The sequence below is a fragment of the Pontibacillus marinus BH030004 = DSM 16465 genome, from assembly GCF_000425225.1.
Classification (GTDB): Bacteria; Bacillota; Bacilli; order Bacillales; family BH030062; genus Pontibacillus; species Pontibacillus marinus.
On the sequence record NZ_KE384337.1, the window covers coordinates 1 to 24,322 of the forward strand.

Here is a 24,322-nt window from a genome sequence, read left to right on the forward strand (position 1 = left end):
CCCGCCGCTCTGCATAAAAGTAACGGAACCATCCTGCACCAGCTTATTCAAGATTACTGCCATTTTATTAAAAAAAGCGACTGATGCTATATCAGTCGCTTCATTCAACGTATTCTATCGATCTTTACTTTCTAAAATGAGCGTTACAGGACCAACGTTGGTAAGTTGTACGTCCATCATTTCTCCGAATGCGCCCGTTTCAACAGGTACGCCCTGGTCACGGACGTATCCATTGAAAATCTCGTATAGCTCATTTGCCGGCGCTGGTTTTGCTGCATTTTGAAAGCTAGGTCGACGCCCTTTTCGACAATCCCCATACAAGGTGAACTGAGAAATGGAGAGCATTTGACCTTCTTGATCTTTTAAAGAAAGATTCATCTTACCCTGGTCATCCTCAAAAATGCGAAGGTTTGTAATTTTTTCTGCTAAATATTTTGCGTCTTCCTCTGTATCATCGTGTGTAACACCCAGTAAAACCACTAATCCCTCATCGATCGAACCAGTCGTTTCCCCTTCGACCGTTACACTAGCGTTTCTTCCTCGTTGGATGACTGCTTTCATCAAATCGCTCCCTACTGTAACATTCTGCGAACAGTGTACACATCAGGAATTTGTTTAATACGGTCTACTACTTTTCGCAGATGACTCACATTGTGAATCATGATGGTCATATTGATTGTAGCCATTTTATTTTTATCAGACTTACCTGTAACGGCTGTAATATTTGTTTTTGTCTCATTTACAGCATGAAGAACTTCATTTAATAAGCCTCTACGGTCATAACCTGAAATCTCAATATCTAAGCTGTATTGTTTACTGTCTTCTGTAGACCCTTCCCATTCAACAGGTAATAAACGTTGTTTCACGTCCTCTGTTTGAACATTTGGACAGTCCGCACGGTGAACAGATACTCCACGACCTTTCGTGATATAACCCACAATGTCATCACCAGGTACGGGGTTACAGCATCGGGACAGGCGGACAAGTAAGTTATCTACGCCTTTCACTTTTACGCCTGAATCTTTTTTCTTATTCGGCTTATTCTTGATTTCAGTCTGAACACCTTCGAGTGTCTCTTCTAAATCTTGTTCTTTCTGCTGTTTACGTCGGATCTTCTCTGTTAGTCTTGTTGCAATTTGAGCTGCCGTGATTCCTTGATAACCAACAGCTGCAAACATGTCCTCTTCACTCGTAAAATTAAACTTCTCAGCAACCATTTTTAGGTTGTCTGCAGTGAATACGTCTTTTGGTTCAATTTCCATGGAGCGAATTTCTTTCTCAACAAGTTCTCTACCTTTAGAGATATTTTCATCTCGTTTTTGTTTCTTAAAGAATTGTTTAATTTTAGTTTTCGCTTGAGAGGTTTGAGTAACTTTTATCCAATCCTTTGAAGGACCATAGGAGTGTTTGGAAGTCATTACTTCAACAATATCTCCAGTTTGCAGCTTATAGTCTAACGGCTCCATTTTCCCGTTTACTTTGGCTCCAATCGTTTGGTTACCGACCTCAGTATGAATGCGGAAGGCGAAATCAATCGGCACAGAACCTGAAGGTAGTTCAATTACATCTCCTTTAGGTGTAAACACATACACCATATCGGAAAATAGATCGACTTTGAGTGATTCCATAAACTCTTCAGCATCATGTGTTTCATTTTGCCATTCTAAAATTTCACGGAACCAGCTTAAGCGTTCATCGAAGGATTGGTTATTATGATCCACATCCTTCCCTTCTTTATAAGCCCAGTGAGCTGCGATTCCGTATTCAGCAATCTCGTGCATCTCATGCGTACGAATCTGAACCTCTAATGGTTCACCTTTTGGACCGATTACAGTCGTATGCAGTGATTGATAAAGGTTCGGCTTCGGCATAGCTATATAGTCTTTAAAACGACCTGGCATAGGCTTCCAACAAGTATGAATGATCCCTAATACGGCATAGCAGTCCTTAATACTATTCACTAGTACACGTACGGCTAATAGGTCATAGATTTCATTAAATTGCTTGTTTTCTAATGCCATTTTTCTATAAATACTATATAGATGCTTCGGTCGCCCAGATATCTCAGCCTTAATATTCACATCATCCAACTGGTTATGGATTTCATCCATAACTTCTCCAATGTAATACTCACGTTCGTTACGCTTTTGTTTCATAAGGTGAACGATACGATAGTATTGTTGTGGGTTCATATAACGAAGTGCAGTATCTTCAAGCTCCCACTTAATTGTGGAGATACCAAGACGATGCGCTAAAGGTGAGAATATCTCTAGTGTTTCATTTGAAATGCGGCGCTGTTTTTCTGGCGGAAGGTGCTTCAACGTACGCATATTGTGTAAGCGGTCAGCGAGCTTAATTAAAATGACACGAATGTCTTTCGCCATAGCCACAAACATTTTTCGATGGTTTTCCGCTTGTTGAGCTTCCTTCGATTTATATTTAATTTTTCCAAGCTTAGACACACCGTCTACAAGCATGGCTACTTCTTCATTAAATTCATCTTGTAACTCGTCAACTGTCACATTTGTGTCTTCTACAACATCGTGCAAGAAGCCACCAGCAATTGTGACCGGATCCATCTCTAGCTCGACGAGTATACCAGCTACTTGGACAGGATGAATGATGTAAGGCTCTCCGGATTTACGATACTGTTCTTTATGCGCTTCTTGTGCAAACTCGTATGCACTTCGAATAAATTTAGTATCATCATCGGATAAATATTGGCCCGCCTTCTCGATCACTTCATCTGCTGTCAAAATTTTATCTTTCGACATCGTATCACCTTAATCGTTAAAGTTCGTCATCATTCGACGATTGTATGCATTCATTATCAAAAATTATGAGAACAATGTAAAGTCATAAGGTTGGGGAATTAACCCAAGTATTCCTATAATAGACTTACTTAAAACCTAAAAATAACCAGTTATAGTATATATAACTAATTTATTTTATAAAGTGTAAACAAAGAGTACCCCAAAAGGAGCACTCTTTTTTGAAATTAGTATTCCATTAGTGTTAAGACATCATAACCTTCAAGCTTTTCACGTCCATGTAAGTACGTAAGCTCTACTAAGAAAGCGCAGCCTACTACAACTCCACCAAGTTGTTCAACAAGGTTAATGGTAGCTTCTATTGTTCCGCCTGTTGCTAATAAGTCATCTGTGATTAAAACACGTTGGCCTGGTTTAATAGCATCCTTATGAATCGTTAGCACATCTGAACCGTACTCTAGACCATAATCTACTTTGATGGTTTCACGTGGAAGCTTTCCTTCTTTACGAACCGGAGCAAATCCAACTTCCATAGCGTAGGAAACCGGGCAGCCAATAATGAAGCCACGAGCTTCAGGGCCCACTACGAGGTCAATTTCTCTTTCTTTAGCATATTCTACGATTTCATCTACAGCAGACTTGAAAGCAGTCCCGTTATCCATAAGTGTTGTAATATCTTTAAACTTAATTCCTTCTTTAGGCCAGTCCTCTACGACTGTAATATATTGCTTATAATCCATTTGCTACTTCCTCCTTAGCATATGCAGCACGATCCAATTGCTCATCAAACCAAGTTTTCAATTGTTGATAAGATGAGAAATATAAGGTTTGTTCAACATTTAATTGTTCGTATTTATTTTGATAAAGTGTTGATTCAGTCAAATCTTTCTTAGAAGGATTTGGATTCAACGTTAAAAGTCCATTATCTATTTTAACAAATTCTAATTCAAAAAACACGTGTGATATAAATTCAATTGAATCCATAGACCAACCTTTATGTTGGGCAAGCTTAGGACCTTCATTTTCTAAATGGAATTGCTTCCTCTTTAAAAGCATGCCATAGAACCATTTGAAATGGTCACGATTAGGGAGAGCTTTCAAAAAGGCCGTATCATCTGTTCGATAACAGGCATGGATGTTATTTGGCTTCATTTTACGAACGACTTCCCCTAAATGAGATAAATCCTTCGGCATATCCATAATTAACAAATGGTCTACATGGTCTTCTGGCATATCTTCAAACATCTCTTCATCTAGTAACTCAATAAAATCAAACTGCTCAGTTACCCACTCATCTTGCTCTGTAATGGGTTCAAAAAAGACTGCTAACGCATCTTGATTTTGTACACTTTCTAAAGTTTGTTGGAGTTTACGATTGCCTCTGCGATCAAACAATTGCCAATCATCTACTCGAATATCTTTCATCATAACCTGTGGTTTACTTCGCCCATTCCATTCATTAACGGATAGTTCACCTACCACTGAGAGTTGAGATTGGGGGGACATTTTCTCATAAAGATCACCTAAACCAAACCCAATGGCATCAAGATCCGTACTTCCATCGCGGAATTTCAACTTCAAATGATTCAGTTGACTCCCGATCTGTCTCATTTCAACCGGTGCCTGTCTATCAATCATAAACAATGGTTTAGGGTTCCCCATACCAAATGGTGATAACTGATTTACCTCTTCAATCGTATCTAACGTAATGTCCTCAATGTTTATAGTTGAGTCGATTGTATAAACTTGCCTAAAATCTTCAGGCTTTAATTGTTCATCAGCTTTTTGGCAAAGAGCTTGGCGAAGGGAGGCTACATTTTCTTGAGGTAATGTCATTCCTGCTGCTTGGGCATGTCCACCAAAATGAGTAAACAATTCTCGAATTTCCATGCAGTTTGTAAATAAATCAAATGCATCAATGCTTCTAGCTGATCCTTTTGCCGTTTGGTTCTCTGGGTCAATCGTTAATACAATGGTAGGACGATCATATCTATTTACTAATCGAGAAGCTACAATTCCAAGTACACCTTGGTTCCAACCTTCCTTAGCTACAACAATAACTGAAGGTAATCCATCTTCCTGAGCATCTAAGATCGCTTCAGCTTCTTTAGCAATATCTGAAACAACTTTTTGACGTTCTTTGTTAAGGTTTTGAATATATTCAGCTAGCTGATTTGCTTCATCATCAGAATCTGTTAAAAGCAATTCAACAGCTGGGTATGCATCTTGTAAACGCCCAACCGCATTGAGTCGAGGACCAATTGCAAAACCAATATCCTCCTCAGTCATTTCGTCATTCAAACTACATACTTGCTTTAAAGCTTGAATACCAGGTCTAATGCTTCTAGAAAGAGCTTTTAAACCATAGGAAGCTAATACGCGGTTCTCCCCTTTAAGGGGTACCAGGTCTGCAATCGTTCCTATCACCACAAGGTCTAACAAGTGTTTAGGGAAATCCCCTAATAGAGCATGGGAAAGTTTAAATGCAACACCAACACCCGCAAGCTCTTGGAAAGGGTAATCTGTAGAACACTTTGGATGTACAATAGCAAAAGCATCAGGCATTTTCTCTTGGACCTCATGGTGATCTGTAATGATAAGGTCCATACCTAATTCTTTTGCTACATCTGCTTCATGATTCGCAGCAATACCGGTGTCGACAGTTATAATTAAAGATACACCCTCTGCATGAGCATTTTGAAAGGCTGCCTCATTCGGGCCATAGCCTTCAGTGAAGCGATTCGGAATATAATAGTCTACAGTTGCTCCCATTTCACGTAACGTTTCCATCATGACAGCGGTTGCACTAACCCCGTCGGCATCATAATCACCAAAAACAAGAATGCGCTCTTGGTTTTCTATAGCTTCTCTTATTCTTTCGACAGCTTTATTCATATCATGCATAAGCATGGGGTCATGTAAATCGTTTAAATCGGGATGTAAAAAGGTTTGAACATCCTGCTGAGTCACAATCCCTCGTTGTTGTAACAATTGTCTGGTTAATGGTGTTAAAGAAATCGACTCATCCATCGTGGAAGAGGGATTATCTGTTTGCACCATATTCCATTTTGCTTTACTACGTAACATAAATTCACCCCTGACGAACTCATTATACAAGAGGTCATCAGGGGTAGCAAACGCAATTTTTATAATCTAGATTTCTTTATTTTCTTCTTTCGTTGTTTCGTTTTCGTAGCTATCATCACGATCCGTCTCAGTTGTTTCATGTACTGGAGTGTTCGTTGTATTGGATTCTAGCTCTTGAATTTTACGCTGTAAACTTCGATTGGTTCTTTTTAATTTGTAATTTTGAATCGTCCCAAAAACACCTACAATGAGGCCTCCCATAAGAACAGAACCCAAAATAACTAAAATTAATGGAGCTTGACCTGTTCCAAATAGATAATTCACTTCAACTGAATCTACATTGATGACAGCAAAAATGGCTACGATAAGTGCAAATACTAAAGCTAAAATAAATCCTGATTGACTTTTCATATGATCACCTCATTTTTTTATGTTTTCATTAGTCTATTCCCTATTTTTTGTATGGACACACATTGGAATAAAGAAACCTGCCTCTAACCGATAGAAGCAGGTTTCTTGATGTCATTTATACTTGCGGGCCACCTGTATTCTTTTTCTCTACATATTGGATTGGTTTACGCTTCAGCATACTTCCTCTCCATACTAACCATAGCTGAGCAGCTAGGAAAATGGAGGAGTACGTACCTGCTAGAAGTCCAACCACTAATGCGAATGAAAAGTTCGTGATCGATGTAGCACCAAAGATCAGAAGCATGAGTGCTGCAAATACCACTGTTAATACGGTGTTAATACTACGAGCTAATGTTTGCATCAAACTCTTATTTACGATTTCCGCTAACTCACTAAACGTTTTAACACGCTTTTTCAGTTTTAAGTTCTCACGAATGCGGTCGAAGGTTACGATCGTATCGTTAACGGAGTAACCGACTATGGTGAGAATCGCTGCTATAATCGTAATGTCAAACTCTAATCCAGTAATCGCGAATAGAGCAACAATAAAGAAGGAGTCGTGTAGTAACGCAATAATCGATGTAATCGCAAAATAGATCTCAAATCGTATCGTTACATAAATAATGATACCGATCGAAGCAATGGCTACTGCATAGATCGCGTTTTTCACAAGCTCTTGTCCTACTATTGGAGAAACTGTGCTTGCATTTGGCTCACTACCGTATTCATCTTTAAAATGATTTTTGATCTTAGCGATGGTATCTTTCTCTAATACATCATCGAAACGAACGACACCAATGTCTTTGTTATCACCAGATATCACAACTTTTTTCGTTTCAATACCCAGTTCTTCAAAGTGTTCATTAATATCCTCTGTTGTAATCGATTGATCTGCTAAGATTTGAACACGTGAACCACTTGTAAAGTCAATACCTAGGTTTAGTCCTTTGAAAGCAATAAAGGAGCCACCTAGAATGACTAAAGCAATAGATAGCGCAAAGAACTTCTTACGGTTTTTAACAAAGTCGAATTCACGCCCAAATACTTTGGCTTCAACAACTTCGCCTTTTTCTATATCCTTAATAACTTCCTCTTTCACGCCGAAGAATCCTGGACGCTTGTTAAGGAAGCGGCTGTTTACCCATAGACCAAGAAGCAGACGAGATCCGTAAACAGCTGTAATAAAGCTGACAAAGATTGAAACAATTAACATTGTCGCGAAACCTTTTACAGAACTTGTCCCAAATGAGAACAATACAATCGCTGCAAGTAATGTCGTAATGTTCGCATCCAGAATCGTAGCTAAAGAACGACTGTTACCTGCTTTAAAGGCAGACATGGTTGACTTTCCTGATTTGATTTCCTCTTTAATTCGTTCATAGGTAATGATATTTGCGTCAACCGCCATACCAACACCTAGAACCAATGCCGCAATACCAGGTAGTGTAAGAACCCCGTTCATAAGCTCAAACACAACAAGGATTAAGAAAATATAAAGACTTAACGTGATTGATGCGATAAAACCAGGGAAACGGTAATAAATCATCATGTATAGGAAAATTAACGCAATCCCAATTACACCAGCAAAAATGGTTTTGTTCATCGCTTGTTCACCGAATTGTGCACCAACTGATGTTGAGTAAAGCTCTTCCATGTTTACTGGAAGTGAACCAGCGTTTAAGATGTCAGCTAGCTCTTTTGCTTCCTGAATGGTGAAGTCACCCGTGATTTGTACGGTTTGTGTCATAAGACGTTCATTTACACTTGGAGCAGAAACAAAGTCTTGCTCTCCAGGTTCCATTCTCACTTGCTCAACATATTTGTCACCTTCTGTGTAATCCAGCCATATGACCATAGCGTTTTTACGAAGACCTTCAGAAGTTGCCCCTTGTCCTAAAGCTGCAACCTTTTCGGTTACCTTGGCGAAGTCTGAAGCGCTTTTTACCTCTAAGGTCACTAAAGGCTGGTTACTTTTACCAAACGCTTGCTTCGCACTACCTTCTACAAGGTTTGTAGCATTAAAGATTTCGCCCTCTTCTGTATCAGGCTCATTGCTTTCGTCATCAAAGTCTAGTTTTAAAGGTTGATCATTAATTCGAATTTCTTCATCATCAATTGTTCTGAAAGATAAACGTGCAGAAGTAGATAATAGCTCTCTCGCTTTTTGTTGATCATCAATACCTGCTAACTGAACACGAATACGACTCGGTTCTTCAATCGTTACATTCGTTTCACTTATACCCAGTGAATCCACACGACGATAAATCGTCTCTACCGTAGCTTCTAACACTTCTCGGTTAATAACTTCACCTTCATCTACCGGTTCAACATTATATAAAATTTCAAATCCGCCCTGTAGATCTAACCCAAGACGTATGTCCTTTGTAACTCCTTGTATCGTCGTTCCTATTGTTCCTATAAATAATAGAAGCAATAGAAAAAAGGCAACGATACGACCTCTTTTAACCATGAGTATGTGTGCCTCCTTCTCTCTCCAACAACCCTTGTAAGTAATTTTCTTGCTGTTCAATTGAACAAAAGCGGCATGACCGCTTATTTGATTTTAGAACATCAAATTTTCAGCTTCATTAAGTATAATATCATTACTAAAAATTATAAGATCTAAATGAATAAATTTATAGGCTGACTCAAGCATTTAGAGTCAGCCTACCTAAATATTATAGAAATGTTTGACAACTCATGTCAATAACACTTTTCTTAAGTAGTTTAGACTTCTTCTGGTAAATGAGTGCGTAAAGCTTCAACTTGAGCTAATAAATCATCTTCCTGATAAGCTTGGACGGTTAGATAACTCATATATGTACCGGAATCTAAATGAAGAACGTCCTGAACAATCTCATGTAAGCGTTTATCAGGTTGTTTCCCTTTCCAAACCTTCTTTTCTAAGCATTTCCAAATGTCTTCTTCATGTGCCCTCGAATATCCTAGCATATGAAACTCATCTACTTTACTTGTGAGAACAGGATAGATCGACTTTTTCCAATGAGCGACAGGCTTTCCTTCTTCCATGCTTTTCCTCCTCATACATTAAGAACTGAAAATGATAAAGCACCGATGACGATACCGGCAATAAGTACACCAATAACTATAGATAAAAATGCATACCAGAAACGAATGGCAAAAAATGCAGCAGCTAAGCAAGCACTATATGCCCCTGTTGTTGGTAAAGGTACTGCAGTAAATAAAATCAATCCAATTGCACCAAACTTTTCCACGTTCGAACTCTTTTTCATTGTTCGTTCATAAAGCCATGTGTACATCCGTTCGTACCATCGGAATCGCAAGAGCCAGTTGCTGATTGGTAGAAATAACAACAGTAAAGGAATAATAGGTAACACATTCCCGAATACACTTAATAGATATGACTTCGCAAATGAAAAGTCATAAACTCCATAAGCAACGGGTAAACCACCTCGCAATTCTAAAATGGGCATGGCTGAAATAATCACGACCACAAGTTCAGATGGTAAAAAATCTAATGTGGTTATAAAAAAATCAATGAGCTTCTCCTTCAAGAACCTAATCCTCCTGCATTTTTTAAATTAAATTCCATTATACTAGATTGCTTGTCATGCTTGACCACCTTTTTCGCATATACATTCATTGTATATGAATTTCAATTTTTTGAGAAGGTAGGTCGTTATGAATGACCAAGCAAACCTTTTTGCAGGGTACGCTTATTTTAATCGCAGCAGGTATGATTACAAGGTTTCTAGGTTTTGTAAACCGAATCGTAGTGGCGAGAATAATGGGAGAAGAAGGTGTCGGCCTTTATATGATGGCCATCCCGACGTTAATCCTTGTCATTACACTTACACAATTTGGACTACCTGTCGCAATCTCCAAGCGTGTAGCTGAGGCAGAAGCACACGGAGATCTCAACCGAATTAAAAAGATTTTAGTCATCTCACTTGTAGTGACGGGTATATTAAGTGTGGTATTTACAACTGGCATGATTTTGCTCGCTCCCTTATTATCCCAAACACTGCTTACAGATGAAAGAACCTTATATCCATTATTAGCAATTAGTCCAATTGTCCCGATTGTGGCGATTTCTTCTGTATTACGCGGGTATTTTCAAGGGCGACAAAATATGAAACCACAAGCGTATTCGCAAGTCATTGAACAAGTCGTACGTATTACGTTTGTTGCTTTGTTCACCAAAGCACTTGCTCCATATGGTGTCGAGTATGCGGCTGCTGGTGCTATGATTTCGGTTGTATTAGGAGAGTTTTGCTCACTTCTATATATGATCCGTATGTTTAAAATGAAAAAACGCATTAAAATCCGAAGAAAGTTTGCAAAGTACTTACAACAAAGTAAAGATACATTGAACGAGCTAATGTCTATTGCCCTTCCTACGACAGGAAGTAGACTTGTTGGGTCATTTTCATTCTTCCTTGAACCCATACTCGTTTCACAAAGTTTAGCGATTGCTGGCGTACAAACGGCAATGGCAACGAAACAATACGGAGAGCTAACGGGATACGCGCTTCCATTACTTATGTTACCCACATTCATTACCCATTCATTATCTGTAGCTTTGGTCCCGAACATTAGTGAAGCTGGTGCAAAAGCGAATCAATCGTTGATCCATTACCGAATTCACCAAGCTATTCGATTATCCTTTGCATCTGGCGCACTAGCTACTGTAGTTTTAACGATTTTCGCAGTTCCAATTCTCACATTTATGTACGGTCATGGTAATGCAGCTCGTTTTCTAACAGTCATGGCTCCATTCTTTTTATTACTGTATTTCCAAGCTCCTCTACAAGCTGCCTTACAAGCTCTGGACCTGGCAAAAGCAGCGATGTGGAATAGTTTAATTGGTGCTTTTGTAAAATTCGCAGTCCTTGTTGCTCTTGCAACGCAACCTCAATTTGGAATTATGGGAGTTGCTTTAGCCATTGTTGTCGGTGTTGTGTTAGTTACTTTGTTACATCTCTTCACTTTAATGAAGACGATCAACTTTAAAATACCAGCATTTGATGTATTGAAAATGATTGGGCTTATTGCTCTAACTTGGGTAGCAGGGAAACAACTTAGTTCAATCTTTCCGGAATCATTGTCCCAAGTCATACCGTTTTTAATGATTCTCGTTATATTCACCGGAATGTATGTGGCTTTACTGTTCCTTTTCCGTTTTATAACGAAGGACGAGTTGAAACAATTACCTATTTTCCAAAAGAAGTAACTTATAGTTATATTGATATAGTGAGCGAGTTAGACAAAACTAGAAATCACTGTTATACTTATTATATCTTATTAATAAATTGAGGGACTTACAGAAAAACTCCGGATAAGAGTGGTCCTTTTAAAAATTTACAAATAAGATACTGAGGTAATTCTGTGCTATACAGAGTTATAGGTGTTTACTTGTCCGGAATTAAGATTACTTTTGGCGAAGATAATAAAGAGAGAACGTTTGAAACCCGAGAAGCTGCTGAACGTTATTTAGAAACCATTAAACAAGAAAATGTGCTGCCAAACACATATGAACTGGAAGTTGAACAAATCGAATCTGAATCTGAATCTGCATAAAAAAAGGAGTCCTCCGTTGAAGAGGACTCCTTTTTACTTTCTTAGCATAAACACCCACATAAACGTTAGTGCCTGCTTTAATGGAGTTGGTAACTGTTCTACAGGAAAGTCTTTGGCTTCTTCCTTATAAACACCATGCCCATCAACGACTTGCCAGCCCATTTCTCTTGAAAGATTCTCAAACTCCCATGGCATCATTGTGTTACAGATTACTTCTTCCCCATATAAACGACGATAACTATTTTGTCTTGGACCTGCTGTAGGACCAAGCAGACCTAAACATAATTTCCCTCCTGGCTTGATGACACGCATGATCTCCTGTAACGCTTGTTTCGGATCTTCAGTCCACTCTATTGAATTAATAGCTACCACACCATCCAAGCTGTTATCTTCAAAAGGAAGCTCGGCTAAGTCTCCTACTGTAAAGCTTAATCCATCGCCTTGTACTTCATTTGCTTTATTAATCATTTTAGGTGAAATATCAACACCAACAACTCGAAATCCAGCCTCATTTAGTTTACAGGAACCATAACCGTCTCCACATCCAATATCCGCTATTTTCCCCTTTGCTTCCATATGCTTTTCTACAAACGGAACAATTGTTGACCTACTGCCCTTCTCCCACATCTTACGACTCTTTTCGTTCCAAAATGAAACATTTGAATCCCATCTCTCTTCAACTGCTTTATGCCAATCAAATGACTTCTCCATGTTTCTTCCCCCTTCATTCATACAGAAAGATGGCCCGTGACGTGCGCGACCATCTTTTATATATCTGTATAACATATTACCTTTTTTCATCATATTCGTCGATATACCACTTATTTTGATTGTCTACAGTAAGGAAGGATATTTGCTTCGCGTGCTCATAACCTCGCTTATGTAACTCTTTTATGAGCCATTCTTCATCCCTATTATTTTGCTTTAAATTTTCATGCTGTACTTTTCCATCTGCAATAAGAGGTGTAATAAAGCCTTTTTCCCCACCATTCCCCTGCTTTTCAAATACAGACAGCTTCCCTGACGGTTCCAGTACAGCAAAGTCTACATCACTAATTTTTTCTGTACCATTTTCGCGAAGCTGCTGCATTAAGTCATCAAAATTATACCGCTGTTTTTTCATTTCTCGTTCATCAATTTTCCCTTCCCGAATGATCATTGATGGTTTTCCATCCACCATTTCTCGGAAAGTTTGGCTCTTAAGAGATATGAAGGCACTCCCCCGTTGGATAATTAGCAATACAACCATGGGGATAAATGCATGCATAAATGACTCTTTAGGTTCTTCTACTGAAAATACTGCGATTTCTGCAAGCATAATAAATACGACCAGGTCTAAAATACTCAATTCCCCGATTTCCCGCTTCCCCATAAGTCTGAAAATAATTAAAATAAGTACATAAAATAAAACAGTTCTAAAGATTATCGTCCAAAGCTCGATGTCCAAGGTTACTCCTTCTTTCTGCATAATGTCACTCTTAGTTTGAACGATTTCTTCCACCTTATGCTTATAGGGACGATTGTAAAAAAGGCACTAAATATCGGAAATACACATATAACGTTGATACTAGTAATGAGAAAAGCACAACTGGCATGCCATACAGCATGAATTTAACAAATGAAATAGGGTGCTTAGCACTTGCTGCAAGCCCTGCTACTACAACATTAGCCGAAGCTCCTATAAGTGTTCCATTCCCTCCTAGACAAGCCCCCAATGCTAGTGACCACCATAATGGGTCCAGGTTAACCATACCGTAGGAACGAAACTCTTCAATAACAGGTATCATAGCAGCTACAAAAGGAATATTATCAACGATTCCAGAAAATAGACCCGATACCCATAAGATTACAAGTGAGGTTTTAGGTAAATCTCCTTCTGTAAGCCAAATCATCCCTCGAGCTAATTCATCAATAATGCCCACTTTTTCTAGACCACCTACTAGCATGAACAAGCCCATAAAGAAGAACAGTGTAATCCATTCTACTTCCTGAAATACCTTTTCAGCCTCCACTTCTTTATCCGTTAAAAGCAGTAACAATAAAGCTCCACAGACAGCTACTGTTGTTAAATCTACATGAACAAAGGCATGTAACAAAAACCCTAAAATCGTCATGCTTAACACCGCTATTGATTGATACAGCATTGGTGTCTTTTTTAAATATTGCGAAGGATCCATATCCATGAGCTCATGCACATACTCAGGTTGTTGTATGAGTGATTTCCGAAACAAAAAAATGAGGGCAATGAGGGTTGTACTAAAAATCAGCAAAACAATAGGTCCTAGATTGGTGATAAATGAAACAAAGGTTAAGTGCTCAACAGCTTGCCCTATCATAATGTTAGGAGGATCTCCAATAAGTGTTGCCGTCCCTCCAATATTGGCACAAAATATCACGGTCAGAAGATAAGGAAAGACAGGCAATTTCAAAAGAGATGTAAGTGTTAATAGAATCGGAACAAATAATAAAACCGTCGTCACATTATCCAGCAAAGCCGAACCTACAGCCGTCAATATACCTACGACAACTAACAATGGGATTGGAGCGCCTCTTACCTTTTGAGCCATTAAGATTGCTATATATTCAAATACTCCTGTTTTCTTTGTAATGGAAACCAATACCATCATGGAAAATAGGAGTGTAATCGTTCCCCAATCAATGAATTCTGTAAAAGCATCCTCCCATTGATAGATCCCACTAAGCAACATCAGAAATCCCCCAGTGAGGGCCACCAAAGCTCGATTCATTTTTTCAGCCATGATAAATCCATAACTGACGACAAACACAATTATTGCAAGCGTGGTTTCCATCTATGTACCTCATTTCTTGTCCATTTATTATTACTAATGTATTCAGTGGGTAGGGCAAAATATTTTATTCTATTTTAATTTTTTGATGAATACAGTAATAGAAAATGAGGACAAACATGGGGAGGAATTCGTATGTTCCAAGAACGAATGAAAGCTTTGGGATATGGATGGGTTACAATTTTGGTTATGATGCTTGCGAGCAGCCTTGTCTTAGCACTTTTTCTACGATTCACAGATATGACAGCAGGTACACTTCAATGGGTTACACTAGTGCTTGGATTACTCACACTATTTATTGGTGGGTTTGTTTCCGGAGCAAAAGGAAAAGAACGAGGCTGGATGTTAGGCTTATTTACTGGATTAGGCTTTGTGCTGATTGTGCTGTTATTTCAATATCTGGGTTATCAAAAAGGAATGTCTACTACTCAGATGATGTATCAAGGAGGTTACACACTTGCAGCTATGCTTGGTGGTGTAATTGGCGTTAATATGGCCGGAGATAAGCAGTCTTAACTTTCAAGTAGACGAGCATTTGAAAGACCTTATATTTAACCAACTCGCATGTGATTTCTTTATGAAATTGCATGCGTTTTTGTTTTTTTCTATAAAAAATAAAAGCCCGAACAACAGACAACAAACGTCTATCATTCGAGCTTCTATTTTTAAATGTTTAGTCTTGATTTAATACTTCACGAATAGCGGATCGATCATATGTAAGCTTCGTGCCGTCTTCGACTTGAATTACTATTGAACCCTCGTCAAGAGCATGAACTGTACCATGTAAGCCACCAATCGTAATAATCTTGTCGCCCTTCTCAAGCTTAGATTGCATTTCTTGCACTTTCTTTTGCTTTTTCTGTTGTGGACGGATAAGTAAGAAATAAAAGATCACAAACATTAAGATTAAAGGAACTATTTGAGCCCAAGCACCCATTCTTGTCGCCTCCTTTCCATTATTTATTAGAAGTTTTTCGCGTCTGGCTTATTAAACCCATACTGTTCGAAAAACTCTTCTCTAAAATCACCAAGACGATCATCTAAAATCGCTTGTCTAACTTGCTTCATTAAGTTTAACAGAAAATAAAGATTATGATAAGTCGTAAGACGGAAGCCAAACGTTTCATTACACTTGATCAAGTGGCGAATGTAAGCCCTTGAATAGTTACGGCATGTATGACAATCACAAGCTTCATCAATTGGACGGAAGTCTCGTGAATATTTTGCATTCCGCACGACCAAACGACCTTCAGATGTCATGCATGTCCCATTTCTCGCTATACGAGTAGGAAGGACACAGTCAAACATATCAATACCACGAAGTGCCCCATCAATAAGAGAGTCTGGTGAACCTACTCCCATTAAGTAACGCGGCTTATGATCTGGTAGCAATGGTGTTGTGAATTCAAGCGCTCGGTTCATTACGTCTTTAGGTTCACCAACAGATAAGCCGCCTACAGCATATCCTGGGAAGTCCATTGAAACTAGATCACGAGCACTCTGACGACGAAGATCCTCATACTCTCCACCTTGCACAATACCGAAAAGCCCTTGTTCATTTGGACGCTTATGAGCTTCTAAGCAACGCTCAGCCCAACGTGTTGTGCGTTCTACAGAACTTTTCATATATTCATGACTAGCTGGGTAAGGAGGGCATTCATCAAAGGCCATCATAATATCTGGGCCTAATGAATTTTGGATTTGCATCGCTTTCTCAGGGGATAGGAATAACTTCTCCCCACTTATATGGTTACGGAAATGTACGCCTTCCTCTTTAATATCACGCAAATCACTTAAACTGAATACCTGGAAGCCACCAGAATCCGTTAAAATCGATCCATCCCAGTTCATGAACTTGTGAAGGCCACCCGCTTCTTCAACGATATCCTCTCCGGGCCGTAACCATAGATGATAGGTATTTGCGAGAATTATATCTGCACCCATCTCTTTCAATTCTTCAGGGGCCATCGTTTTCACTGTAGCAAGCGTTCCAACAGGCATGAACATGGGTGTCTCAAAAGACCCGTGTGGCGTATGTACACGCCCCAAACGAGCTCCAGTCTGTTTACATGTTTTAATTAATTCATATTTAATTGGCATCTACAATACCCTTTCTATTCTCTCTTTTTCTTACAGTCTTACAGAATCAACATCGCATCGCCAAAGCTAAAGAATCGATACTCTTCTTGAACAGCTTCTTTATAGGCTCTCATTATGAATTCTTTCCCAGCTAAGGCACTTACAAGCATGATGAGTGTTGATTTAGGTAAGTGGAAATTCGTAATGAGCCCATCAATTGCTTTGAATTGATAAGGAGGATAGATAAAGATATCTGTCCATCCACTAGCCTCAGTAAAGGCTCCATCATGATCTCTTGCAATGGTTTCAAGTGTTCTGGTTGACGTCGTTCCTACTGATAAAATTCGGCCTCCTGCTTCTCTAACATTAGTTAAGAGATCTGCAGTTCCCTGACTCATGTGGTAGAACTCAGCATGCATATCATGCTCCTCAACCGTATCAACTGAAACAGGTCTAAAGGTACCTAAACCAACATGAAGTGTCACATAAGCGATGTGAACCCCCATGTCCTGGACTTCCTGTAGAAGCTCATTGGTAAAATGTAAACCAGCTGTTGGTGCAGCAGCTGATCCTTCTTCTTTTGAATACACCGTTTGATAGCGTTCACGATCAGGGAGTTGTTCTTTGATATATGGTGGTAAAGGCATTTCCCCTAATGATTCAAGAACCTCTAAAAAGATCCCTTCATATGAGAATTGCATAACTCTTCCACCATGCTCTTTTAAGTCGGTGCATTCTGCAACCAACTTGCCATCCCCAAATGAGACACGCGTGCCTTCTTTTATCTTTTTAGCAGGCTTCACCAGCACTTCCCACTCATCCGCTTCTTGTTGATGTAAAAGAAGGACTTCAACTTTAGCTCCTGTGTCCTCTTTCACACCAAAGAGACGAGCTGGCAATACCCTTGTATTATTCAAAACAAGGCAATCACCTGGTTTTAAGTATGACGTTAAATCATAAAAATGTTTGTGTTCAATCTTCTCCTCTTCTCGATGCATAACAAGCATGCGAGAGGATGTTCGATCCTTTAATGGTGTCTGGGCAATCAACCGTTCTGGTAAGTCAAAATCGAAATCTTTTATTTCCATAACGTTCTCTGTTCTCCTATCTAAACTTTCCTATTATATAAAATATCAACGAAAGCACGATGCTTACTACAATAGATGTGACGATCGGAAAATAAAATTGGACATTCCCTTTTTTAAAGGAGATATCTCCTGGTAATTTTCCAACAAATGTCCAAAGCAATCCGATCAAAATAAACACGATACCTATAACAATCATTAACTTAGGAAATTCGGTCACGAACCAGGCACCTCCCGATTAAAGTGAGCGTACGCTTTAGTCGTTACCAGTCTTCCCCTAGGCGTTCGTTGTATAAACCCTATCTGTAAAAGAAATGGTTCATATACATCTTCTATGGTTTGAGATTCCTCACCAATTGTTGCGGCAATGGTATCCAACCCTACAGGTCCACCCTGAAAATGATCCATAATTCCGAGTAAAAGTTTATGATCGACATGATCCAAACCCTCTTCATCCACTTGTAGCATAGAAAGGGCTTGCTGTGTAGTTCCTTTAGACACTGTCTCTTCCCCTTTTACCTGGGCAATATCACGAACACGCTTTAATAAACGATTCGAAATACGAGGTGTGCCTCTTGAACGTCTCGCTACCTCAATAGCAGCCTCTTTACTTATATCCACATCAAAAATTTCAGATGTCCGTTCTACAATAGCACATAAATCTTCTGTTGTGTAATAGTCTAGGCGACTAAGTACACCGAATCGATCTCTTAATGGAGCAGACAAAAGACCCGCTCTAGTCGTTGCACCGACTAATGTAAAAGGAGGAAGGTCTAAACGAATCGACCTTGCTTCAGAGCCTGATCCAATAACAATATCTAAGAAAAAGTCTTCCATTGCAGGGTATAGTACTTCTTCAACTGCTCTAGGCAAACGATGAATTTCATCGATGAACAGAACATCTCCAGCTTCAAGAGAAGATAAAATTGCAGCTAAGTCACCAGCACGCTCAATAGCAGGTCCGGATGTACTACGGAACTGTCCTCCCATTTCATTTGAAATAATCGAAGCCAATGTTGTTTTTCCTAACCCTGGCGGTCCGTAAAGCAAGACATGGTCTAGCGGTTCGTTACGCATTTTTGCCGCTTCAATAAAAATACTTAAATTTTCTTTTGTTTTGGATTGTCCAATATATTGAGCCAGCGTCTGAGGACGTAAACTGTATTCTATGGATTCGTCATCTGATTGAACGTCTCCACTTACCATTCTCTCCTCCATGTTGCACCTCCTCTATGTTACGATTTTTGCATCATTAGGGATAAGCCTTTTCTTACGTACTCATCCACTGAATCGACTTGTTCTTTCTCTAGTTTAGGTCGCACTGATTTCAGTTCTTTCTCTGAATAACCAAGAGCTTTCATGGCTTCTAATGCTTCATCAACCATCTTCGTTTGTTCAGAGTGCGTTTGCTCTCCTTCGTAGAAAATACTTGATTCATCTTGTTCAACTGGTAACCATTCGGTTAATTTCCCTTTAAGGTCAAGGATCATTTGGCGGGCTGTTTTCTTCCCTACACCCTGGAAACGAGTTAAGTATTTGTCGTCTTCACGTTCAATGGCAGATACGACTTCTCCAACAGATGTAGATGCTAAGATCGCAAGTGCCCCTTTTGGTCCAATTCCAGACACATTCAGCAATTTGGCAAATAAGGATTTCTCTTCTGGAATTTTGAAACCGAACAACATCTGAGCGTCTTCTCTTACGTAATGATACGTATGTATAATCACTTCTTTATTCATAGACGATTGAAAGGAATATGGATTGGCACAGCTAATTTCATAACCTACCCCATTCGTTTCCACAACGACGTTTTCCCCTTCGATCATCGTTAGCGTTCCTTTAATATAGGCAATCATAAAATGGATTCTCCCTCACTTTATTCGAGCTCATTTTATTTTAACACATCGAGCAAGAATACTTGAATGGAAAACGGACATACGTTCGCACGAAAAAATTAAATTTACAAATTAAAATTTTCAATCTATTATGAATAAAAAACCTGATTTGTTCATATAAATCTTTTTTTGAATGTTTTCTTTTTGTGACAAAACGGTTTTTCATATTGACGGAACGGGAATATGATTGTAAGATCAACATAATCCGTAAATCGAGGTGTAGCCATGAAACCAATCGATCGTGTTGTCGAGTACTTAAAAAGCCTTGGCGTCCAAGCAGAGAAAGTTTACAAACCACCTAAAGAAAAGACGGAATAATTACGCCTGTCATGTCGATCATTACAGGTTAAGGCACCTAAGCCGATTACTTAAACAATAAAATAATCGTACAAAAAGGGTTGCCCCAAAAGAATGTGTACTTCTTTTGGGGCAACCCTTGATTTCTGTTTATGGCTTTTTAACGGCTAGCTTTTCAAATTGTTTAAGTAATTGAAAGTATTGGTCTGCAGATTTAATTTTGATTCCTTCTTCTAAACCTTGACTATCCAACACTTCTAATTCATCTAAATCAATCTGATAAAAGGTCTGAATCACTTTTTGTTCAGATGGCTTTCCTTCAAATATACTTAACTTTCCATGTTCATCTAGTCCAATATAACCCTTTGCTTTTATCGTTGGAGAGAGCTCTTTTACCTTCTTATGAAAGACAATTTGACCTTCTTGTTGGTTTACTACTTTCCAGCCATCATAAGCAGCCCAAAAATCTTCTAAAGACCAGACTGTTTCCGTTCGTCGTTCTTCGCTCATTTGTCCGTCTATGTAAATCTTCTGAAGAACTACTTCCAGTTCTAATGGCGGTTTTGTCCAGGCTTTTTTTAGCGACTTTTTAGCAATATCCTCTTTTCTTTGATCATGCTGTTGATTCAAAGGTGTATCGTTGTTTTCCTCAGCCTGACCTGAGAATACATGCCACCCACCCACAAACATAATGGTTACTAAAGTTACAATAAAAATACGATAAGTTCTCACACATATCACCTCATGTATAGAATCAAAGCTCTATTACATTCTTTTACCCAATTCGACATAGATAAAACAAGCACATAAGAAGTATGATTTTAAAGGGGGAGACATGTTCCACCAACATAAAAAAACTTCTAATTTTAGTGTGACCAAAATTAGAAGTTTTTAACCTCTTACTTTTATATTATTGTTCGTCTAAATTGTGATAAACCTCTTGAACATCCTCTAATTCCTCGAGCATATCGATCAGTTTTTCCATTTGCTCTGCTTCTTCGCCTTCAAGCTTCGATTTTGTTTGAGGGAAATACGTCACTTCAGCATTATCCAGTGTGTAGCCTGACTCTTCTAATGCTTTACGTACATCTTGAAAGTTTTCTGGATCTGTATAAATTTCAAATGCTTCTTCATACGTTTCCATTTCGTCAGCACCTGCTTCAATCGCTTCAAGCATGAGCTCTTCTTCTTCAATATTTTCTTCTGTACGATTGATCACGATATACCCTTTTCGATCGAACATAAAGGATACACAACCGTTCTCCCCCAAGTTTCCACCATTTTTATTAAATGCATGACGTACTTCTGACGCAGTGCGGTTTTTATTATCTGTTAAAACCTCCGCCATAACAGCTACACCACCAGGGCCGTATCCTTCATAAGTTAGTTCTTCATAGTTAGCACCGTCTAAATTCCCAGTGGCTTTATTGATAGCTCTTTCAATGTTTTCGTTAGGTACGTTGTTTGCTTTTGCTTTATCAATCGTAAGGCGAAGTTGCGGGTTGGTTTCAGGGTCGCCTCCCCCTTCTTTCGCTGCCACGTATAAGTCTTTAGCAAGCTTCATAAAGAGCTTACCGCGTTTTTTATCTTGCGCACCCTTACGATGTTTAATATTTGACCATTTAGAATGACCAGCCATAGGACATTCTCCTCTCTCCAAATCATAATCCTTATTTAATATAACATATCGGACGAGCAGTCGTCAGGTATGAGAGGGGCAAGTAGCTTGTATATCAACCATAAAAAAAAGCATGTAATTTCATTTACTGAAATCACATGCATGCTTAGGTCTACCTGCTGTAATCATCACTGAATTGATCCCATTCCTCAGGCATTTCCTCTCTTTGATTTAAACGACTGCGCAGATCTTTCATACGATCCCAATAGCGCTCATCAGTATAAACAACCAGTTCTTTCCCTTTTACTTCAGGCATTTCCTTTACTAACTTTCGCACTTTTTCAGAAACATTAACCCGCGTGTACGTTGCACGGTCAGGTTCTTCAACAGCAACAATGACACTTTCGTTTGTAATAACGACCTGTGCAGACTTAATAAATCTGGACTGACTCAGGCGTTTCCCAATTGCACGAGACTGACGATCGTATTCCTTATTATTATAGGTGTTCGCATTGTCGTCGCTCATGGGTGTGTCTTTTTTAGGTCCTTCTTCTAGTGCACGATCCTGATCTTGCGGACGTGCTCGTTCTAATTCATATTGGTCATAGTTGTTATCAATATTGGTTGAATACTCTGGCTGATTGGCACCAGGGTTCCCGTATTTCTGATTGTTTTTTTCTGCTATATTATTCAGGTCATTGGTGAATGTCTCAGGTTGCGATTGATCCTGACCATTACATCCCACCAAAAGGCCAAAAGAAAGCAGAGAACATGCTACAAGCTGTTTTTTCATAAAGAAACCTCCCTTCACCATTAGGTTGGTTCAGGGAGGCATCATTTAGCCAAGTTACTTTTAGGAAAAAAGCTTAAAATTCAGGTGGTGCTGTCGCTAAACTACGTTTGTGCTCCGTTTTCTTATGCATATCTTCAATCAGTTTGCGATCTTTTTCAGGGATCTCTTCACCTTTTAAGTGCTTATCAATCATGTCATAAGAAGTTCCCATTTCATTTTCATCTGTTTGACCTTCCCACAAGCCAGCACTTGGAGCTTTTTCTACAATTTCAGAAGGTACACCAAGTTCTCGTGCCATATCTCTCACTTCACCTTTTGTAAAGTGGACTAATGGAACAAGATCTACTCCTCCATCTCCATATTTTGTGAAGTATCCTGTGTACCATTCTGCAGCATTATCAGTACCAACAACTAAGTATTTATAGTTTGTTCCAATCGTATATAACGTACTCATACGAAGACGTGCTCGCAGGTTAGCATCAGCTAAGCGTTCTTGATCTTCGTTGTAATCTCCTTTTTCTTGCAATTGAGCTTTAACTTTAGAGAACATCACTTCATGTGTCTCTGTTAAATCAACTGTAATTGAATCAATCCCACAGCTATCAATAACACTTTGTGCGGCCTCTTGGTCTTTTGGATTACTCTTACAAGGCATAACAACACCTAAAGAATTGTCCGGGAAAGCGCGTTGGATTAAATGAGCTACAACAGCTGAGTCGATTCCGCCACTAATTCCTACAAGAAGACCATCAACCCCAGCATCTTGTACTTGTTGTTGTAACCATTCAACGGTTTTTTCAATTTTATTTTGCATCGTATATGTTGCTCCCTTCACTACAAAAGTGATGTTAGGTTTCTTATCATCTTATGTTAGCATAGCATTTAACTGTTCGACAAATGATTCCCTACGAGTCCATTCATTAGCCATCTTTGTCAAAAAATAACTGATCTCACCCTGAGAAGGCTGAGTCCTCATAAATGAAATCCATTCTCGCATGACATCTGATGGATATTGAACACCATAAATCCATAAGGGATCACCACTACACTGCCGGAATCCTTTAAAACGAAGAAGCTGATTTACTTCAACATGCTCCATCCACCGTTGAGCTAATTGTATCCAATCATAAACGGGAGGAGATTGTCCTAAAAGGTCAAAATCAATCAACCTCACCTGTGCACCGTCCCGAATAAAATTATGTGATGCTACATCACCATGGATCCACGAGCCTCTTTGTACAGCATCTTCCTCAATCATTCTCCAATCCAATTGTTCAACCTCACTTAGTATAGCATAACTTTTTCGCGTTATGGCATCGAACAATTCTCTCTGACCAAACGCTACAAAGATACTAAGAAAAGCTGAAAATGTATGAAGCCGTTTTTTCCATTTCAGATAAATAGGTAGCTTGGGAATCATTGTATCCAACGTAACCCCAAGCGAGGACTTGTGAAATTGATGAAGCAGATCATGAGATGCTATACGATCTTTTTCATTAGTATAAGACAATGACGACCCGTTCATGCAGGGGGCAAGTGTATAAATGTCACCTTGATCCCCGCATATAAACCGCTTACCATTCGGAAAAGGAACGAACCCCACTATATCCGGATTTTTGGTCTGTTCAAAAAAGTCCCATTGTTGCTGAACAATAGGCTCGGAAAAATACTTTTTGAGAATGTAGGTTTGATTATCCCCTCTCACTTTATGAACGTGAGGCTTAATTTGATAAGTTTGTTCGATATGCAAATCACCTTTTAACTGAAAAAAAGAAAAGGGAAAGCCGCTGCGGCCTTCCCCTTTTCGCTGTATCTGTCGCATTACTCTTCCTCATCAAAACGCGGCATTTGGAATGGCATTTGCGGCATTTGTCCTCCACCTTGCATTCCTTGTGGCATTTGCGGCATCTGCCCTCC

The 24,322-nt window shown here is 39.1% G+C and carries 25 protein-coding genes; 3 read left to right on the forward strand and 22 right to left on the reverse strand.

The window, feature by feature from the left end:
• Positions 1 to 114: 114 nt before the first annotated feature.
• The 8 genes from dtd to H514_RS0121385 all read right to left on the reverse strand — a co-directional run bounded on the left by dtd (position 115) and on the right by H514_RS0121385 (position 9,805).
• Positions 115 to 561 carry a D-aminoacyl-tRNA deacylase gene (dtd, locus tag H514_RS0121350; RefSeq protein WP_027448798.1) on the reverse strand — a complete coding sequence of 149 codons (447 nt, stop codon included), beginning with the start codon at positions 559 to 561 and terminating at the stop codon, positions 115 to 117.
• Positions 562 to 572: 11 nt separating this feature from the next.
• A complete protein-coding gene (locus tag H514_RS0121355; protein ID WP_027448799.1) occupies positions 573 to 2,774 on the reverse strand; it encodes a RelA/SpoT family protein in 2,202 nt (733 codons plus the stop codon).
• Positions 2,775 to 2,998: 224 nt separating this feature from the next.
• Positions 2,999 to 3,511, reverse strand: a complete 513-nt coding sequence (locus H514_RS0121360; RefSeq protein ID WP_027448800.1) for an adenine phosphoribosyltransferase — start codon at positions 3,509 to 3,511, stop codon at positions 2,999 to 3,001.
• A complete protein-coding gene (recJ, locus tag H514_RS0121365) occupies positions 3,501 to 5,858 on the reverse strand; it encodes a single-stranded-DNA-specific exonuclease RecJ (RefSeq protein WP_027448801.1) in 2,358 nt (785 codons plus the stop codon). The genes H514_RS0121360 and recJ overlap by 11 nt, the downstream gene beginning before the upstream one ends.
• A 66-nt stretch (positions 5,859 to 5,924) precedes the next feature.
• Positions 5,925 to 6,269 (reverse strand): LapA family protein, encoded by a 345-nt coding sequence (locus tag H514_RS0121370; protein WP_027448802.1) that lies wholly within the window; start codon positions 6,267 to 6,269, stop codon positions 5,925 to 5,927.
• A 115-nt stretch (positions 6,270 to 6,384) separates the two neighbouring features.
• On the reverse strand, positions 6,385 to 8,739 hold the full coding sequence (locus H514_RS0121375) for a protein translocase subunit SecDF (protein WP_027448803.1): 2,355 nt from the start codon (positions 8,737 to 8,739) through the stop codon (positions 6,385 to 6,387).
• 257 nt (positions 8,740 to 8,996) lie between these two features.
• Positions 8,997 to 9,299: a post-transcriptional regulator gene (locus H514_RS0121380; RefSeq protein ID WP_027448804.1), complete on the reverse strand. Its 303-nt coding sequence runs from the start codon at positions 9,297 to 9,299 to the stop codon at positions 8,997 to 8,999.
• Positions 9,300 to 9,310: 11 nt separating this feature from the next.
• Complete coding sequence (locus H514_RS0121385; RefSeq protein WP_051255275.1) at positions 9,311 to 9,805, reverse strand: COG2426 family protein; 495 nt, start codon at positions 9,803 to 9,805, stop codon at positions 9,311 to 9,313.
• A gap of 131 nt (positions 9,806 to 9,936) precedes the next feature.
• Here H514_RS0121385 and spoVB point away from each other — a divergent pair, with 131 nt between their 5' ends.
• Entirely contained in the window at positions 9,937 to 11,484 is a 1,548-nt protein-coding gene (spoVB, locus tag H514_RS0121390) for a stage V sporulation protein B (RefSeq protein WP_027448806.1), read from the forward strand.
• A gap of 155 nt (positions 11,485 to 11,639) precedes the next feature.
• Complete coding sequence (locus H514_RS24810) at positions 11,640 to 11,831, forward strand: hypothetical protein (protein WP_161625890.1); 192 nt, start codon at positions 11,640 to 11,642, stop codon at positions 11,829 to 11,831.
• A gap of 33 nt (positions 11,832 to 11,864) precedes the next feature.
• On the opposite strand, the gene H514_RS0121400 is transcribed toward H514_RS24810, so the two are convergent.
• The 3 genes from H514_RS0121400 to H514_RS0121410 form a co-directional block, all read right to left on the reverse strand.
• The gene (locus tag H514_RS0121400; protein WP_027448807.1) at positions 11,865 to 12,542 is read right to left on the reverse strand and encodes a class I SAM-dependent methyltransferase; all 678 of its coding nucleotides are present in this window, start codon (positions 12,540 to 12,542) and stop codon (positions 11,865 to 11,867) included.
• Between the two features lie 76 nt (positions 12,543 to 12,618).
• Positions 12,619 to 13,299, reverse strand: coding sequence for a DUF421 domain-containing protein (locus H514_RS0121405; protein WP_154657439.1), 681 nt, complete (start codon positions 13,297 to 13,299; stop codon positions 12,619 to 12,621).
• A 40-nt stretch (positions 13,300 to 13,339) separates the two neighbouring features.
• Entirely contained in the window at positions 13,340 to 14,641 is a 1,302-nt protein-coding gene (locus tag H514_RS0121410) for an ArsB/NhaD family transporter (RefSeq protein WP_027448809.1), read from the reverse strand.
• A 132-nt stretch (positions 14,642 to 14,773) separates the two neighbouring features.
• Here H514_RS0121410 and H514_RS0121415 point away from each other — a divergent pair, with 132 nt between their 5' ends.
• Complete coding sequence (locus tag H514_RS0121415; protein WP_027448810.1) at positions 14,774 to 15,154, forward strand: TIGR04086 family membrane protein; 381 nt, start codon at positions 14,774 to 14,776, stop codon at positions 15,152 to 15,154.
• 157 nt (positions 15,155 to 15,311) lie between these two features.
• On the opposite strand, the gene yajC is transcribed toward H514_RS0121415, so the two are convergent.
• The 11 genes from yajC to H514_RS0121475 all read right to left on the reverse strand — a co-directional run bounded on the left by yajC (position 15,312) and on the right by H514_RS0121475 (position 24,227).
• On the reverse strand, positions 15,312 to 15,575 hold the full coding sequence (gene yajC, locus H514_RS0121420) for a preprotein translocase subunit YajC (protein ID WP_027448811.1): 264 nt from the start codon (positions 15,573 to 15,575) through the stop codon (positions 15,312 to 15,314).
• A 26-nt stretch (positions 15,576 to 15,601) separates the two neighbouring features.
• The gene (gene tgt, locus H514_RS0121425) at positions 15,602 to 16,738 is read right to left on the reverse strand and encodes a tRNA guanosine(34) transglycosylase Tgt (protein WP_027448812.1); all 1,137 of its coding nucleotides are present in this window, start codon (positions 16,736 to 16,738) and stop codon (positions 15,602 to 15,604) included.
• A 38-nt stretch (positions 16,739 to 16,776) separates the two neighbouring features.
• Entirely contained in the window at positions 16,777 to 17,805 is a 1,029-nt protein-coding gene (gene queA / locus H514_RS0121430; protein ID WP_027448813.1) for a tRNA preQ1(34) S-adenosylmethionine ribosyltransferase-isomerase QueA, read from the reverse strand.
• A 16-nt stretch (positions 17,806 to 17,821) separates the two neighbouring features.
• A complete protein-coding gene (locus H514_RS0121435) occupies positions 17,822 to 18,022 on the reverse strand; it encodes a DUF2905 domain-containing protein (RefSeq protein WP_027448814.1) in 201 nt (66 codons plus the stop codon).
• Positions 18,019 to 19,020 carry a Holliday junction branch migration DNA helicase RuvB gene (gene ruvB / locus H514_RS0121440; protein WP_027448815.1) on the reverse strand — a complete coding sequence of 334 codons (1,002 nt, stop codon included), beginning with the start codon at positions 19,018 to 19,020 and terminating at the stop codon, positions 18,019 to 18,021. Before ruvB ends, H514_RS0121435 begins: the two co-directional genes overlap by 4 nt.
• Before the next feature lie 17 nt (positions 19,021 to 19,037).
• The gene (gene ruvA / locus H514_RS0121445; RefSeq protein ID WP_027448816.1) at positions 19,038 to 19,658 is read right to left on the reverse strand and encodes a Holliday junction branch migration protein RuvA; all 621 of its coding nucleotides are present in this window, start codon (positions 19,656 to 19,658) and stop codon (positions 19,038 to 19,040) included.
• A 486-nt stretch (positions 19,659 to 20,144) separates the two neighbouring features.
• A complete protein-coding gene (locus H514_RS23715) occupies positions 20,145 to 20,726 on the reverse strand; it encodes an intercompartmental signaling factor BofC (RefSeq protein WP_051255276.1) in 582 nt (193 codons plus the stop codon).
• A gap of 178 nt (positions 20,727 to 20,904) precedes the next feature.
• Positions 20,905 to 21,633 (reverse strand): YebC/PmpR family DNA-binding transcriptional regulator, encoded by a 729-nt coding sequence (locus H514_RS0121460; protein WP_027448817.1) that lies wholly within the window; start codon positions 21,631 to 21,633, stop codon positions 20,905 to 20,907.
• 151 nt (positions 21,634 to 21,784) lie between these two features.
• Complete coding sequence (locus H514_RS0121465; protein WP_027448818.1) at positions 21,785 to 22,405, reverse strand: YhcN/YlaJ family sporulation lipoprotein; 621 nt, start codon at positions 22,403 to 22,405, stop codon at positions 21,785 to 21,787.
• Positions 22,406 to 22,478: 73 nt separating this feature from the next.
• Positions 22,479 to 23,219, reverse strand: a complete 741-nt coding sequence (gene nadE, locus H514_RS0121470) for an NAD(+) synthase (RefSeq protein WP_027448819.1) — start codon at positions 23,217 to 23,219, stop codon at positions 22,479 to 22,481.
• Between the two features lie 51 nt (positions 23,220 to 23,270).
• Positions 23,271 to 24,227 carry a phosphotransferase gene (locus H514_RS0121475; protein WP_027448820.1) on the reverse strand — a complete coding sequence of 319 codons (957 nt, stop codon included), beginning with the start codon at positions 24,225 to 24,227 and terminating at the stop codon, positions 23,271 to 23,273.
• Between the last annotated feature and the right edge of the window lie 95 nt (positions 24,228 to 24,322).

Coding starts and splice junctions, on each gene's coding strand:
- dtd (WP_027448798.1), bottom strand. CDS start 561: ATGAAAGCAGTCATCCAACGAGGAAGAAACGCTAGTGTAACGGTCGAA.
- H514_RS0121355 (WP_027448799.1), bottom strand. CDS start 2,774: ATGTCGAAAGATAAAATTTTGACAGCAGATGAAGTGATCGAGAAGGCG.
- H514_RS0121360 (WP_027448800.1), bottom strand. CDS start 3,511: ATGGATTATAAGCAATATATTACAGTCGTAGAGGACTGGCCTAAAGAA.
- recJ (WP_027448801.1), bottom strand. CDS start 5,858: ATGTTACGTAGTAAAGCAAAATGGAATATGGTGCAAACAGATAATCCC.
- H514_RS0121370 (WP_027448802.1), bottom strand. CDS start 6,269: ATGAAAAGTCAATCAGGATTTATTTTAGCTTTAGTATTTGCACTTATC.
- H514_RS0121375 (WP_027448803.1), bottom strand. CDS start 8,739: ATGGTTAAAAGAGGTCGTATCGTTGCCTTTTTTCTATTGCTTCTATTA.
- H514_RS0121380 (WP_027448804.1), bottom strand. CDS start 9,299: ATGGAAGAAGGAAAGCCTGTCGCTCATTGGAAAAAGTCGATCTATCCT.
- spoVB (WP_027448806.1), top strand. CDS start 9,937: ATGACCAAGCAAACCTTTTTGCAGGGTACGCTTATTTTAATCGCAGCA.
- H514_RS0121400 (WP_027448807.1), bottom strand. CDS start 12,542: ATGGAGAAGTCATTTGATTGGCATAAAGCAGTTGAAGAGAGATGGGAT.
- H514_RS0121405 (WP_154657439.1), bottom strand. CDS start 13,299: ATGCAGAAAGAAGGAGTAACCTTGGACATCGAGCTTTGGACGATAATC.
- H514_RS0121410 (WP_027448809.1), bottom strand. CDS start 14,641: ATGGAAACCACGCTTGCAATAATTGTGTTTGTCGTCAGTTATGGATTT.
- H514_RS0121415 (WP_027448810.1), top strand. CDS start 14,774: ATGTTCCAAGAACGAATGAAAGCTTTGGGATATGGATGGGTTACAATT.
- yajC (WP_027448811.1), bottom strand. CDS start 15,575: ATGGGTGCTTGGGCTCAAATAGTTCCTTTAATCTTAATGTTTGTGATC.
- tgt (WP_027448812.1), bottom strand. CDS start 16,738: ATGCCAATTAAATATGAATTAATTAAAACATGTAAACAGACTGGAGCT.
- queA (WP_027448813.1), bottom strand. CDS start 17,805: ATGGAAATAAAAGATTTCGATTTTGACTTACCAGAACGGTTGATTGCC.
- ruvB (WP_027448815.1), bottom strand. CDS start 19,020: ATGGAGGAGAGAATGGTAAGTGGAGACGTTCAATCAGATGACGAATCC.
- ruvA (WP_027448816.1), bottom strand. CDS start 19,658: ATGATTGCCTATATTAAAGGAACGCTAACGATGATCGAAGGGGAAAAC.
- H514_RS0121460 (WP_027448817.1), bottom strand. CDS start 21,633: ATGGCTGGTCATTCTAAATGGTCAAATATTAAACATCGTAAGGGTGCG.
- H514_RS0121465 (WP_027448818.1), bottom strand. CDS start 22,405: ATGAAAAAACAGCTTGTAGCATGTTCTCTGCTTTCTTTTGGCCTTTTG.
- nadE (WP_027448819.1), bottom strand. CDS start 23,219: ATGCAAAATAAAATTGAAAAAACCGTTGAATGGTTACAACAACAAGTA.
- H514_RS0121475 (WP_027448820.1), bottom strand. CDS start 24,227: ATGCGACAGATACAGCGAAAAGGGGAAGGCCGCAGCGGCTTTCCCTTT.